This window comes from Streptomyces sp. SAI-170, assembly GCF_049739565.1.
Lineage (GTDB): Bacteria > Actinomycetota > Actinomycetes > Streptomycetales > Streptomycetaceae > Streptomyces.
The window spans coordinates 7,998,091-8,010,549 of record NZ_JBMGQD010000001.1 but is presented as its reverse complement, the minus strand read 5'-3'; the positions used below and the strand labels follow the sequence as shown (position 1 = coordinate 8,010,549).

General features: G+C 72.3%; 17 protein-coding genes and 2 pseudogenes. 13 read left to right on the top strand and 6 right to left on the bottom strand.

The genetic code is table 11. From position 1 onward, the window contains the following. The first annotated feature begins 19 nt into the window (after positions 1–19). The 11 genes from RKD23_RS36025 (at position 20) to RKD23_RS35975 (ending at position 6,024) form a co-directional block, all read left to right on the top strand. Entirely contained in the window at positions 20–616 is a 597-nt protein-coding gene (locus RKD23_RS36025) for a TetR/AcrR family transcriptional regulator (protein WP_424857547.1), read from the top strand. A gap of 69 nt (positions 617–685) precedes the next feature. After that, a complete protein-coding gene (locus RKD23_RS36020) occupies positions 686–1,021 on the top strand; it encodes a gas vesicle protein (protein ID WP_424857546.1) in 336 nt (111 codons plus the stop codon). Positions 1,022–1,069: 48 nt separating this feature from the next. Then, a complete protein-coding gene (gene gvpJ, locus RKD23_RS36015) occupies positions 1,070–1,525 on the top strand; it encodes a gas vesicle protein GvpJ (protein WP_424857545.1) in 456 nt (151 codons plus the stop codon). 8 nt (positions 1,526–1,533) lie between these two features. Then, entirely contained in the window at positions 1,534–2,247 is a 714-nt protein-coding gene (locus RKD23_RS36010; protein WP_424857544.1) for a GvpL/GvpF family gas vesicle protein, read from the top strand. Between the two features lie 31 nt (positions 2,248–2,278). Beyond that, on the top strand, positions 2,279–2,533 hold the full coding sequence (locus RKD23_RS36005; RefSeq protein WP_424857543.1) for a gas vesicle protein GvpG: 255 nt from the start codon (positions 2,279–2,281) through the stop codon (positions 2,531–2,533). A 39-nt stretch (positions 2,534–2,572) separates the two neighbouring features. Then, positions 2,573–3,163 carry an ABC transporter substrate-binding protein gene (locus tag RKD23_RS36000; RefSeq protein ID WP_424857542.1) on the top strand — a complete coding sequence of 197 codons (591 nt, stop codon included), beginning with the start codon at positions 2,573–2,575 and terminating at the stop codon, positions 3,161–3,163. Further along, complete coding sequence (locus RKD23_RS35995) at positions 3,156–4,130, top strand: SRPBCC family protein (RefSeq protein WP_424857541.1); 975 nt, start codon at positions 3,156–3,158, stop codon at positions 4,128–4,130. Before RKD23_RS36000 ends, RKD23_RS35995 begins: the two co-directional genes overlap by 8 nt. Continuing rightward, positions 4,127–4,603 (top strand): gas vesicle protein GvpJ, encoded by a 477-nt coding sequence (gene gvpJ, locus RKD23_RS35990; protein ID WP_424857540.1) that lies wholly within the window; start codon positions 4,127–4,129, stop codon positions 4,601–4,603. The genes RKD23_RS35995 and gvpJ (RKD23_RS35990) overlap by 4 nt, the downstream gene beginning before the upstream one ends. After that, on the top strand, positions 4,600–5,394 hold the full coding sequence (locus RKD23_RS35985) for a GvpL/GvpF family gas vesicle protein (protein ID WP_424857539.1): 795 nt from the start codon (positions 4,600–4,602) through the stop codon (positions 5,392–5,394). The genes gvpJ (RKD23_RS35990) and RKD23_RS35985 overlap by 4 nt, the downstream gene beginning before the upstream one ends. Next, complete coding sequence (locus RKD23_RS35980) at positions 5,391–5,651, top strand: gas vesicle protein (RefSeq protein WP_424857538.1); 261 nt, start codon at positions 5,391–5,393, stop codon at positions 5,649–5,651. Before RKD23_RS35985 ends, RKD23_RS35980 begins: the two co-directional genes overlap by 4 nt. After that, the gene (locus tag RKD23_RS35975; protein WP_424857537.1) at positions 5,635–6,024 is read left to right on the top strand and encodes a gas vesicle protein K; all 390 of its coding nucleotides are present in this window, start codon (positions 5,635–5,637) and stop codon (positions 6,022–6,024) included. Before RKD23_RS35980 ends, RKD23_RS35975 begins: the two co-directional genes overlap by 17 nt. 47 nt (positions 6,025–6,071) lie before the next feature. Here the strand turns inward: RKD23_RS35975 and RKD23_RS35970 are convergent, their stop codons facing one another. The 3 genes from RKD23_RS35970 to RKD23_RS35960 form a co-directional block, all read right to left on the bottom strand. Then, positions 6,072–6,908 carry a carbohydrate-binding protein gene (locus RKD23_RS35970; protein ID WP_424857536.1) on the bottom strand — a complete coding sequence of 279 codons (837 nt, stop codon included), beginning with the start codon at positions 6,906–6,908 and terminating at the stop codon, positions 6,072–6,074. Positions 6,909–6,946: 38 nt separating this feature from the next. Next, complete coding sequence (locus RKD23_RS35965; RefSeq protein ID WP_424857535.1) at positions 6,947–7,882, bottom strand: helix-turn-helix domain-containing protein; 936 nt, start codon at positions 7,880–7,882, stop codon at positions 6,947–6,949. 85 nt (positions 7,883–7,967) lie between these two features. Continuing rightward, positions 7,968–8,468, bottom strand: coding sequence for a peptidylprolyl isomerase (locus RKD23_RS35960; protein WP_424857534.1), 501 nt, complete (start codon positions 8,466–8,468; stop codon positions 7,968–7,970). A 162-nt stretch (positions 8,469–8,630) separates the two neighbouring features. Between RKD23_RS35960 and RKD23_RS35955 the strand changes: the two genes are divergently transcribed. Next, positions 8,631–9,023 carry a nuclear transport factor 2 family protein gene (locus RKD23_RS35955; RefSeq protein WP_404045724.1) on the top strand — a complete coding sequence of 131 codons (393 nt, stop codon included), beginning with the start codon at positions 8,631–8,633 and terminating at the stop codon, positions 9,021–9,023. On the opposite strand, the pseudogene RKD23_RS35950 reads toward RKD23_RS35955, so the two are convergent. After that, a pseudogene (locus RKD23_RS35950) lies at positions 8,984–9,208 on the bottom strand (hypothetical protein); the annotation flags it as partial. The gene RKD23_RS35955 and the pseudogene RKD23_RS35950 overlap by 40 nt on opposite strands. Here RKD23_RS35950 and RKD23_RS35945 point away from each other — a divergent pair. Then, a pseudogene (locus RKD23_RS35945) lies at positions 9,203–9,298 on the top strand (zinc-binding dehydrogenase); the annotation flags it as partial. The pseudogenes RKD23_RS35950 and RKD23_RS35945 sit on opposite strands and share 6 nt — an antisense overlap. Before the next feature lie 21 nt (positions 9,299–9,319). Here the strand turns inward: RKD23_RS35945 and RKD23_RS35940 are convergent. Continuing rightward, positions 9,320–10,816 carry a PQQ-binding-like beta-propeller repeat protein gene (locus RKD23_RS35940; RefSeq protein WP_424857533.1) on the bottom strand — a complete coding sequence of 499 codons (1,497 nt, stop codon included), beginning with the start codon at positions 10,814–10,816 and terminating at the stop codon, positions 9,320–9,322. Further along, complete coding sequence (locus tag RKD23_RS35935) at positions 10,813–12,057, bottom strand: PQQ-binding-like beta-propeller repeat protein (RefSeq protein WP_424857532.1); 1,245 nt, start codon at positions 12,055–12,057, stop codon at positions 10,813–10,815. The genes RKD23_RS35940 and RKD23_RS35935 overlap by 4 nt, the downstream gene beginning before the upstream one ends. Between the last annotated feature and the right edge of the window lie 402 nt (positions 12,058–12,459).

Genomic DNA, 12,459 nt, shown 5'->3' with positions numbered 1-12,459 from the left:
CGGTACGTAAGCTAGCAGCATGCCACCCGCACCTGGAGACCGTGAAGCCCGCCGCAAGGACGTGTCCGAGGCGGTGTGGCGGGTCCTCGCCGACAAGGGGTTCGGCGGCCTGACCCTGCGCGCCGTCGCCGCCGCGATGGGCGTCTCGACAGGGATGCTGATGCACTACTTCCCGACGAAACGGGCACTGATCACGCACGCCCTGGACCTGCTGGAGAAGAACACGGCGCAGCGGCCCCGCCGGGCACATCCCGCCCCTGGCCTGGCCACCGTGCGCGCCATGCTCCTGGACATCCTGCCGCTCACCCCGGACGACACCGCCCGCAACCGCATCTGGGTCAGCTCCTGGGACCTCTCCCTGGCCGACGACGACCTGAGCGCGGCACAGGCCGCCCGCTACGCCCGGCTGCGCTCGACGATCAGACCTCATCTGGAGGCCGCGCGCGACCGAGGGGAGCTCGCGGACGGCGCCGAACCGGAGCGGCTCGCCACCGCCGCCGTCGCCTTCACGCACGGCCTCGTCGTCCAGGCGCTCTTCGATCCGGCCCGCTTCCCCGAGGACGTGCAGACGACTCTGCTCGACGGTTTCCTCACCTCTCTGACCAGACCCACCTGACCCTTCGGTCCGATCTGTGGTTTATCGAACCGATTTGCGGGATTTCGGGAAAGAGGCCTAAGAAGGTGAATGATCACGAAGGACGACAAGCCCCGCAAGGCACACTCCACCGAAGCACGGAACGACTCCGGCGATGAGCGCGTGTCGGCCCCGGAGGCCATGCGTGGTGCCATCAAGCAGCTCAGCGAGCTGCTGGGCAGGGCTCCGGAGTCGGTTTCCTCGCTGAGGCCGACCGAAGAAGGCTGGGAAGCCGACGTCGAGGTCGTGGAACTCGAACGCATCCCTGAGACGACCAGCGTGATGGCCAGCTACCAGGTGGTCCTCGACCCCGCGGGAAAGCTGCTGGCCTACGAGCGTGGGCGCCGTTACACGCGGTCCCAGATCGACAGGGCGAGCGGGAGCTAGACACGGCCGCGGCGGTCGACGCGACCCTTCACAGGAAGGGAAGACGACGTGAGCGTGGTGCCGCAAGGCAATGCCGGGCCCCCCGCATCGGGAAGCGGCTCGGGCAACCTCTACGACGTACTGGAACTGGTCCTCGACCGGGGCCTGGTCATCGACGTGTTCGCCCGCGTCTCCCTGGTGGGCATCGAGATCGTGAAGGTCGACGCCCGTGTGGTGGTCGCCAGCGTGGACACGTATCTGCGCTTCGCCGAGGCCGCCAACCGCCTGGATCTGGAGGCGGGCCGCAAGGCACCGGCCCAGCTCACCGACGTCGTGGAGGGCGTCACCGAGGGAGGTGCGCGCGGCAAGAGCAAGGGGGCTCTGTCGGGCGCCGTCCAGGCGGTCACCGATTCGCTCCAGAAGGGGCGCGAGGAGGGCCGCGAGCCGGAGCCGGAGGGCCGGCGCGAACGCGGCTCGGGAAGCCGGAGCCGCAGCCGTGAACGCGACCGGGACCGGGAGGAGTGAGCGAGCCGATGTCCGTGTACGTGTACGCGATCACCAAGGCGTCGCATCCGCTGCGCCTGGACGACGTCACCGGAGTGGGTGATCCACCCGCCGAGATCCGCGTCGTGCCGGGCGATTCGCTGCGGGCCGTCATCAGCGAGACCCCCGAGGATCTGTCCGTCTCCCGGCACGACCTGGAGGCGCACCACGAGGTCGGACAGCGGCTGTGGGCCGACGGCCCGGTGCTGCCGCTCAGCTTCGGCTTCGTCGCCCAGGACGAGGACGCCGTACGCGCCGTGATGGAGGAGCAGGGGCCGCAGATGGCACAGCGGCTCGACGAGCTCACCGGGCGCGGCGAGTTCAACGTCAAGGGCGTGGTGCAGGAGGACGCGCTGGTCCGGGCCGAGCTGGAGGAGAACGAGCAGGCCCGTCAGCTCAACGAGCGCACCCGGGAGGGCGGCGGCAGCTACGAGGACCGGCTGGCCCTCGGGCAGCTGCTGGCCGAGGCCGTGCAGCGCCGTGAGCAGGCGCTGGCCGAGGAGATCCTCGCCGCGGTGCGGCCGCTCGCGCTGGCCGAGCAGGCGACGCCTCCGTCCGGTCAGTACTTCGTGAACTCCTCCTTCCTGGTGGACGAGGAGCGCTACGACGAGTTCGCGCGGGCCGGCGAGGAGCTCGCCGAGCGCTACGGCGACAGGGCGGAGCTGCGGCTGCGCGGCCCGCTGGCGCCGTACAGCTTCGTGTGAGCCGGGGCCGACGCCTGGCGGAGGAGAGGACATGGGACTGATCACCGGGATTCTGACGCTGCCGGCCGCACCGGTACGGGGCATCGCCTGGGTCCTCGACAAGGTGGTCCGTACCGCCGAGGACGAGTACTACGACCCGGGCCCCGTGCAGGAACAGCTCGTGCAGCTGGAGCAGGCCCGGTCGGAGGGGGACATCGACGACGAGGAGTTCGCCCGGCGCGAGGAGGCGCTCCTTCAGCGGATGGAGGAGATCCGGGCGTACCAACTGCAGCGCGGGGGCCCGTAGGAAAAGCTGAGAAAGCCGGAAGCCGAAAGAGGACAGGCCATGGACAAGGCCAAGATCGGTACGGCCCTCCTGGGCGGCTATCTACTGGGCCGCTCGAAGAAGGCCAAGCTCGCCGTGGGCCTCGGCGCGATGCTGGCCGGATCGCGGATCAGGCCCGACCAGATCGGCAAGACGCTCCAGGAGTCGCCGTTCCTGAAGGACATCAGCAAGCAAGTGCGCTCCGAGCTGACCGGCGCGGGCAAGGCCGCGGCTTCCTCGGTTCTGACGGCGAAGGCCGACAGCCTGGCCGACGCTCTGCAGGCCCGCACCAGCGGGCTGCGCCAGAAGTCGCGCGCGGCGTCCGACGCGGAGAGCGACGCCGAGGAGGCGGAGGTGGACGAGACCGACGTCGACGAGGCCGACGTGGACCAGACCGACGAGGGTGAGGAGACCGACGAGGCCGAGGAGGACACGGAGGACTCGGAGGCCCGGGACAAGCCGGAGAAGAAGAAGAGCGGCAAGTCCGCCGGCAGCCGGAGCACGACGGCGCGCTCCGGCCCCAAGGGCACGAAGACGACGAAGAAGACCGCCGCTCCGAGCCGCTCTCGCAGCGGCACGTCCGCACGGTCGAGGCGGTCGGACGATGGCTGAGCGCAAGGTGCCGCAGGCGGCCACCGACCGGCTGCGGGAAGAGCTGGAGAGATACGTCGAGGCCCGGATCCAGATGGCGCTGGAGGGCGTGGGCCACCGGCTGGGCAGCGGCGCGCGCCGGCTGAGCGAGACGCGCCTCGGGCCCCGCGCGCTGGCCGACAACGTGGCCGAGCGCGGCCGGGCGCTGCGCGGTCACCTGCCGTCCGGCGGAGCCGTGACGTCGAAGGCGGCGCAGGCCAAGGACACCGCCGCCCACGCCAAGGACGCCGTGCTGGACAGGGCCAAGGGCGTCACCGCCAGGCGTCCCGCGCCGGGCGAGGACATGGGCAAGGGCATGACCGTCATCGAGGACATCGACGTGGGCGTCCCCGTGCCCGACGCGTACGACGAGTGGCGGCAGTTCCAGGAGTCCGACCAGTTCGCGAAGGGCATCCAGCGCGGGGAGGGCAGCATCACGGAGGAGGTCCGCGACGAGCGGATCGCGTGGACGTCCGAGATGGACCACGCCACCGCCAAGGGCGTCGTCACCTTCCATCCGCTCGGCGAGAACCTCACCAAGGTGCTGCTCGTCCTGCGGTACTTCCCCAAGGGACCGGTCGAGCGGGCCGAGAGCCTGCTGCGCGTCCAGGGCCGCCGCGCCCGCCGCGACCTCAAGCGCTACCGCACCTTCGTGATGATGCAGGGCCACGAGGAGCACGAGCAGCAGGACGAGAACGACGAGGCCGACGAGGCCGACGAGAAGGACCGCGACGAGCGCGGCCAGCAGGTGGACGACGACGAGAACGAGGACGCCGAGGACGCGTACGAGGACGACGCGGACTACGGACGCTACGGACACCACGACGAGGACGACCGGGAGGAGCCCGAGGTCGGATCCTCGCGGGACGACGACTGGGAGGAGGACGAGGACGAGGACGACGACCTGGAACGCGACGACCGCTACGACGACAGACAGGGTCCGCCGTGACTGAGCCCCGCCCCGCCGGTCGTACGCCGATGCAGCCGCTGTCGCCGTACGGCCAGCAGTCCTCCGGCGCCAATCTCGCCGACATCCTCGAGCGCGTGCTCGACAAGGGCATCGTCATCGTCGGCGACATCAAGATCAACCTGCTGGACATCGAACTGCTCACCGTCAAGATCCGGCTGCTGGTGGCGTCGGTCGACAAGGCCAAGGAGATGGGCATCGACTGGTGGGAGCACGACCCCGCGCTGTCCTCCCGCGCCGACAGCCACCCCGGCCTCCAGGAGGAGAACGACCGGCTGCGCGCGGAGGTGAGGGAACTGCGTGAGCGTGCCGCGCGCTCCCCGGCTGAACTGCCCCCGCGCGAGTCGACCGGCCGCAGTCGCTCGCGGGAGCCGGAGCACGAGCCCCGTGCGAAGCCGCGGCGCCCCCGACGGAAGGCGGCGGAGGGCGACGAGGACCGGGACGACGAGCCATGAACCGGACGCTGACCTACGCCTACGCCGTCCTGCGCGCGCCCGACGCCCCGGACCCGGCGTCGCCGGCCGAGGTGCGCGGGGTGGCGGGGGCGCCGGTCGGCCTGGTCCGGGCGGGCCCGCTGGCGGCGGCGGTGAGCCCGGTGCCGGAGGAGGAGTTCTCGGAGGCCGCGCTGAGGGTGCGTCTGGAGGACCTCGCGTGGCTGGAGACGACGGCCCGGGCGCACCACTTCGTCATCGAGACACTGGCCGCTCGGACGACGGTCCTTCCGCTGCGGCTGGCCACCGTCTACCTGGACGAACCGCGCGTCGCGGAGATGCTGCGCGAGCGCGAGGAGCCGCTCCTGGCGCTCCTGGACGAACTCGCGGACCACGTGGAGTGGGGGGTGAAGGTGTACGCCGAGGTGCCCTCCGGGGCACCGGCCGCGGTCCCGGACGGCGACACCGGCGCACCGGACACCGGCCGCGCGTATCTGCGCCGCCGCAGGCGGGAACGCCAGGCGCGGGACGACACCCGGCGGGCCGCCGAGCGGACCGTACGACGCACGGCGGAGCTGGCCCGCGATCTGGCCGCGCAGCGCGTACGGCACCGTCCGCAGCAGGGTGTCCTGGCCAGTGAGCCCGGGGAGAACATCGCCAACGACGCCTATCTCGTGCCGCGCGCGCTGGCCGAGGAGTTCCGCGAGCGGATGCTCCGGGCCGCCGACGGTCTGCCGGGCGTACGCGTGGAGGTCACGGGGCCCTGGGCGCCGTACTCCTTCACGGGCCCGCAGGAGGGGGCGGGAGAGCGATGAGCGACTACCGCGACTACGACGACGACCGGCCGTTGGCCGGGGCGCAGGTGGCGCTGATCGACCTGCTCGACCGGCTGCTGAGCGGAGGGGTCGTGCTCACCGGCGACCTCGTCCTGTCGGTCGCCGACATCGACCTGGTCCGGGTGTCGCTGCGGGCACTCGTGGTGGCCGTCCGGGAGCAGGCCGAGGAGCCGTGGACGCCCTTCCCGCCCGCATCGGGCCCAGGACACGGTGACCGGCGTGAACTCCCCGGATGACTCCGCCCCGGACCGGCTGAGGGAAGTGACCGAGGCCGCGGCCCGCGCCTTCGCCCTGCTCCCGGCCCGCCCGGAGGACGTCCCGCCCCCGGGCCGAGACGCGGCCCATCGCCTGCGGACCGACCCGGACACCGTGGAGCAGGACCTGATCAGGCTCGTCCTGACCGTGGTGGAACTCCTGCGCCAGCTGATGGAGCGACAGGCCCTGCGCCGGGTCGACGAGGGCAGCCTCACCGAGGACCAGGAGGAGCGCCTCGGCCTCACCCTGATGATCCTCCACGACCGCATGACCGAACTCTGCGACCGCTACGGCCTCCGCCTGGAGGACCTCAACCTCGACCTGGGCCCACTGGGGCCGCTGCTGCCGCCGTGAGGCCGCACCGGCCCGCGAACGGGCCGTCGTGCAGGGCCCGTTGCCCCTCAGGCGGCCTGCCACAGCGCCGGGACGTTCGGGGGCTCCCAGCCGGGCTGGGCGGTGTGTGCCTGGAGACACAGGTAGGCGCGGGCCGCGTAGGTGACCCGGTCGCCCGCGCGGTAGGCGGCTCCGGCGGTCCAGGTGCCGCCCGGGGGCGGGGTGTCGGTGGGGGTGGGGCCGGGGGTCTGGGGGACGTCGAGGACGAAGTCGAAGGACGCCTGACGGCCGCCGTCGGCGTCGCGGACGGTCATCAGCAGGCGTGGGTCGAAGATCGTGTCGGTGGCGTTGCGGGGCTCGTTCGGGAAGTACAGCTGCGTGGTGAGGACGGGCCGGTTCGGGGCCTGGACCTTGACGTGGAGGTGTCGGGTGCGGCCGGGATAGAGGCCGGGCACGATCGTGGTGAGCGCGAAGGCGCCGCGCGCGTCGGTGTACTGGTGGCCGCGCAGCCGGAACCCGGTGTTGTCGTAGGCGCCGTTGTCGTCGGCCTGCCAGAAGTCCAGCAGGACTCCGGAGATGGGGCGGCAGGCCAGGCCGAAGACATAGCCGGTCACCGTCAGGCGGGTGCCGGGCAGGCCCGGTTCCAGCAGGCTGGCGCGCTGGGGCGAGCGGGGCTTGAAGTAGGGGCCCTCGGTCTGCGGCGGAGTCGGGTCGTCACCGTCGTCGCAGGGCGGGGTGAGCGCCGGTGCGGTGCCGGTCGAGGCCAGCGCGCGGGCCAGGGCCGGGGCGCCGAGCAGCGCGACGGGCAGCGCCGCGGTGGTGGCGAGGGCCGCGCGCAGCACGGTCTTGCGGGGTATGAGCCGCGGCGGGTTCGGGGGGACCGTCTCGTTCGTCTCGTTGTCCATACCTGCTCCTCGTGGGGGGCATCGGATCGGCAACGAACCTAGGCGGGCGGGCGCGTGGCTTCGAGGGACGGATCGTGGCGGCTGTGGTGTTTTCGGAAGGCGCCGGGGCTGATTCCGGTCTCCCGGCGGAAGAAGCGGCCGAAGTAGGCGGGGTCGGCGAAGCCGGTGCGGGCGGCGACCTGCCGTACCGTCAACTGTGTGTGGGCGAGGAGCTGTTGGGCGAGGTACACACGGGCCTCGATGAGCAGCCGGCCGGGGCTGCGGCCGGTGGCGGCGCGGACGGCCTGGGTGAGATAGCCGGGGGTGACGCCGAGCCGGTCGGCGCACTCGCCCACGGTCCAGCCGGCCGCGTCAGGTGCGGCGATCAGCCGGGTGAAGGCCTCGGCCAGGGCCGCCGGACGTCCGCCGGGCGGCGGTGGGAGGGTGCCGGGGCGGCCCGGCAGCCGGGCCAGGCGTACAACGAGCACATGCAGCAGGGCGCGCAGGACGCTCTCGTGGCCTTCGGCCCGCTGCCGGAACTCCCCCACCAGCTCGGCCATGAGCCGCCGCAGGCGCTCGTCCTCCTCGGCGTCCGGCGCGAACCAGCAGCGCTCGCCGAGCCTGCGCAGCACCTCGCGGTCGTCCGGGTGGTCGATCAGGAAGTCGTCGGTGAACAGGACGAGCGTGCCGTCGAGTCGGCGGCCGCCCTCCCAGTGGTGCACCTGGCCGGGCCGGATCACCGCCAGGTGCGGCGGCCGGACCGGCAGACGGGCCAGATCGACGACATGGGTGCCCGAGCCGCCGGTGACGTGGACGATCTCGTAGAACGTGTGCCGGTGCGGATGCTCCGCCCGGGACAGCGGCCCCACCGCCTCGAACGACCCCGCGGCGAAGGGCGCGGCCCCGGGCCCTGCCACTTCCAGACGGTGCAGGGGCACGTCCCCGGGCGGGGGCGTCCGGCAGGGGGTTCCCGGTGGGACGGTGGTTGCGCGCATCGGCTCTCCCGCGACGACAGGTACAGACCGGTCGGGCGGGAGTCACGATGTCACGCCGGTACGGCTTCGGGAACAGCCCGGTGCGTCAGTCGAGCACCTTGGCGGACTCGATGACCACGGGCTGCGTGGGCACGTCCTGGTGGCCGCGGGAGGTGGCCGTGCGGACGGCCTTGATCTGGTCGACGACCTCCTGGCCCTCGGTCACCTTGCCGAAGACGGTGTAGCCCCAGCCACGCATGTCCTTCGACGAGTGGTTCAGGAAGTCGTTGTCGGAGACGTTGATGAAGAACTGGGCCGTCGCGGAGTGCGGGTCTCCGGTGCGGGCCATCGCCACGGTGTAGGCGTTGTTCTTCAGGCCGTTGTCGGCCTCGTTCTGGATCGGGGCCAGGGTCGGCTTCTGCGCCATCTCCGCGGTGAAGCCACCTCCCTGGACCATGAAGCCGTCGATCACCCGGTGAAAGATCGTTCCGTCGTAGTGCCCGTTACGGACGTACGTCAGGAAGTTCTCGACGGTCTTCGGCGCCTCGGCATCGGCGAGCTCGAGGACGATACGGCCGAAGTTGGTGGTCAGTTCGACCCTGGACATGGTGCGCGCCTTTCTCGCGGGAACAACCGGAACATCTTGTCACGCGGCCCACGTCGGCCTTCGCAACGGCCCGCTGGTTCCAGGGGTCTGGTGGTGCGGGCCGCCTCGACGTATTCTCCGAGTCACCTACTCAATTTTTTGAATACATCTTTCGGAGGGCACATGCACTCGTTCCGCAAGGCCGTGGAGGCCCGCGACGCCGTCGCCATCGAGGCGCTGCTCGCCGAGAACGTCGTCTTCACCAGCCCGGTGGCCTTCAAGCCGTACCCGGGCAAGGCGATCACCGCGGCGATCCTGCGCGGCGTCATGCGCGTCTTCGAGGACTTCGCCTACGTCCGTGAGATCGCCGACCCGGACGGCCGCAACCACGCCCTGGTGTTCACGGCCACCGTGAACGGCAAGCAGATCCACGGCTGCGACTTCCTCCACTTCGACGAGGAGGGGAAGATCGACGACCTCACCGTGATGGTCCGCCCGCTGTCGGCGGCCAACGCGCTGTCCGAGGCCATGGGGGCTCAGTTCGAGCGGATCTCCCGCGAGGCGATGGAGGCCTGACGGTCCGGCAGGGGAACTCGCGTCGCCTCCTCTGCGTCGCCCGCCGCGACGGCCCCGCGGAAAGTGCGCCGGTACGCGAGCGGCGAGACCCCGATCGCGGCGTGCAGATGCTCGCGCAGCGAGGTGCCACCGGCGAAGCCGACCCGGCCGGCGATCTCGTCCACCGCCAGGTCGGTGGTCTCGAGGCCGTCTTCCCGCTCGCCGAGGCCGCCAAGGCGCACGCCCTGGGCGAGACGGACCGCACCACCGGCAAGATCGTCCTCAGCGTGGACTAGGGGGCGTGCCGCCGGCGCCGTTCACCCGTCGGTGGCGCACCCCCAGGTCAGCGACTGGTCGCCGGCGGTCCCGGACGGGCCGTACAGGAGTACGGCGCTGATGTAGAGGCGGCCGTGGGCGTAGCGCACCTCGCCCCTGTCGCCGGGCATCCCTTCGGCGTCGGACGCCTGCAACAGGGTGGTCGGGCGCAGGGTACGGCCGTCGAGGGAGACCACGCGGGGCCCGTGGAGGCCGATCTGGAAGGCGAGGACGTTGGGGCCGTCCATGCGCAGCAGGTTCAGGGCGGCCCCCTCGGCGTCGACGCGTTGTCCGGTGGTCCGGCCCGTGGCCAGGGAGTAGGCGATCACCTGGTCGGCGGAGTCGTGCTCGGTCCCGACGTAGAGCCGGTCGTTGCCGACGGCGGCTCCCGTGCAGCCGGAGTCGTCGGAGCAGTCCAGTGTGTGGACGTCGTCCTCGAGCCGGAACCGGGTGCGCAGCCGGCCCTGTGCGTCGAGGGAGAAGATGTCCTGGCCGGTGGAGGAGACGATGTCGCCCGAGACCACGGCGAGGACGACCGGCTGGGTCGACAGCACGCGGGGGCGCTGGGTGCCGCGCGGGAGGCGGTAGCGCCAGCGGACGGCGCCCGTGCCGGGGTCGATCTGCTGGACCTGGTACGTCACCTCGTCGTCGGTGCCGGAACAGGCGACGACCGCGACCAGGCGGGGGCCGCCCGCGTAGTTCTCGTCCACGCAGCGGGAGGCGTCGGGCCGCCATGTGAGCGCCCCGGTCCGCAGGTCGAAGGCCGCGCCGCCGTAGATGCCGGCCACGGCCACGGTGTCGCCGCTGATGACGGGCCGTTCGAACGCGATGGGGAGGTCCCCCGTGGTGCCGGTGACCGTCCGGGTCCACAGGCGGTCGCCCGTGTCCAGGTCGAAGGCGGTGACCTGGGTGCAGGGCCGGTGCTCGTCCCCGCTCCCGCGCCGGCCGTCCTCGTGGACGACCACGGCGACCTGGCCGGGGCCGACCTCGGTCGAGCCGCCGCAGGACAGGCCGGACAGGGGGAGCGTCCAGGTGCTGTCGTCGGTGCCCGCCTTCCAGGCCTGGACCCGGTGGCCGGTGACTTTGGCGAACGTCGTGTCCGTGAGCCAGGAGCCGCGGAAGCTCCACAGCTTGCCTGCGGGGAACCTCGGGGCCTCGATCACCGTGGTGAAGTCGGCCGTCGGGTCGGCGGGCGCCTTCTCTGCGGGCCGGGCCGCGGCGGACCTGGTGGGCGAGGGCGCGGCGCGCGGGTCGGGGTCGGACCCGGTGCCGTACCGGACGCCGAGGCCGGCCAGCAGCGCGGTCACCGCCACGGCCGCGACGACGACCAGGGCGCGCAGGCCCCGGCGCGGCATCCGGGGCGGCGGGCCGAAGCCGGGCGGGGCCATGGGTGTCGGCGGGCCGAAGCCGGGCCCGGCTGTGGCGGCCGGGGGCGCGGGAGGCCCGAAGCCGGGTGGCTCCTGCGGGGCTCCGCCGAGGTGCGGTGGCTGCGTGGTCATCGCGCCTCCTTCGCCGATGCGCCGTACGCGAGGATCCGGCCCTGGGGGTCGGCGTCGTCCGCGCCCTGGAGCTGGTGGGGAGCGAGGAGGAAGCGGCCCCGGTGGTAGAGGGTGCGCCCCATGGAGTAGCTGTCGAGCGTGTGCTCGACGCCGCGCGCCGAGGTGGTGTGCTTCAGCAGCACCGTGGACCTGCCGCTCTTCCGGTCGAACCGCAGGGTCCGGCCGGGCTCGCCGGGGTCGTCCGGGTACTCGGCGGTGGGAGACACGTAGACGATCACGCCGGTCCGGTCGGTCGTCACCGGACGCACCTGATGCCTCTCATCGGCGTGGGCCGCCCATCGGACCCTCCCGGTGCCGAGATCGAAGGCGACGACCTCGTTGTGCGTGGTGACGCTCTCGGACCTGCTCGCGAGATAGAGGGTGTTGCCGCCGACGGCGGCGCCGGTGCAGTTCTGGATCCCGCCGAAGGTCTCGGCGCTCACTCCGCCCGCGCACTGGTCGAACGTGTGGCGGCCGAAGGCGGCGCGCGAGCGCAGGGTGCCGTCGGGGCGCAGAGTGAGGGCGGTCCAGCGGGTGATGTCGTCGGGGTGGCTCACGGCGAGGACGACCGGGTCGACCGAGTAGACGCCCTCCACGGTCCAGCCGCCCGCGACGCGGTGCCGCCAGCGGACCTTGCCGGTGCGCGGGTCGAGTTCCTTGACCTGGTGGTAGGGCCGGTCGGAGCCGAGGGCGCACCAGTCCACCTGGAGCAGTCGGTGGCCGCCGGCGACGTCGTGCGGGTGGCAGCCGCCCGGGTTCTCCTCCCCGGTGTGGAACAGCCGCCGGCCGTCGGTGACGCGGTAGGCGTCGGCGGTCATGTAGCGGCCGACAAGGACGGTGCCGCCGGTGATGGCGAGGTGCACGGTGTCGGTGCTGTCGAGAATGCTGTGCGCGACGAGCCGCCGGTGCCAGCCCCGGGCACCGGTTCTGAGGTCGATCGCCTGGAGGTGTTCGCATTTCGGCCGCCGGACGCTGCCGTCGGTGTACGCGACCACGACCGTGCCGTCCGCGGCGGGGTTGACGGGGGTGTCGCAGACGTCGGCGGGCAGGCGGACGTTCCACACCTCCTCGCCGTCGGAGATGCGGTAGGCGGTGACCTCGTCGTGGGCGGCCTGCACCACAGTGTCGCCCATGGTCCACAGGTCGAAGGTCTTCGCCCCCTTGCCCGGCAGGTCGGCGCCGACCGGAGCCAGCCACGCCACGGCCTCCCCCGCCCCGCGTCCCGCGTTGAGGTCGCCCGGCGCCTCGGTCGTCGCGGTCGCGGACGACGGCGTAGACCGCCGTGGAGACGAGCAGGAGCCCGGCGGCGATCCCGGCCAGGGCCCGGCGGCGCGGAAAGCGGCCGGTCGCGGGGACCGCGGGCAACGGCGGCTGGGCGCCGCCCTGTTGGGCGTACGGATTGCCCGGCACCGGCGACTGCCGCCGCGGCGGGTCGTACCAAGGCTGACGGGCCCGTCCTCTTCGGCGGAACACTGCACACACCCCCGTGTCGGTCACTTGCTGAACATCATTCTAGAAAGAGGTTCTAGCAGGTTCCGTGAACTCCAGGGAATCGGCGGCGACTTCCGGCTGCCGTCCGCTCTTTGCCCAGGTCAGCGTTGACA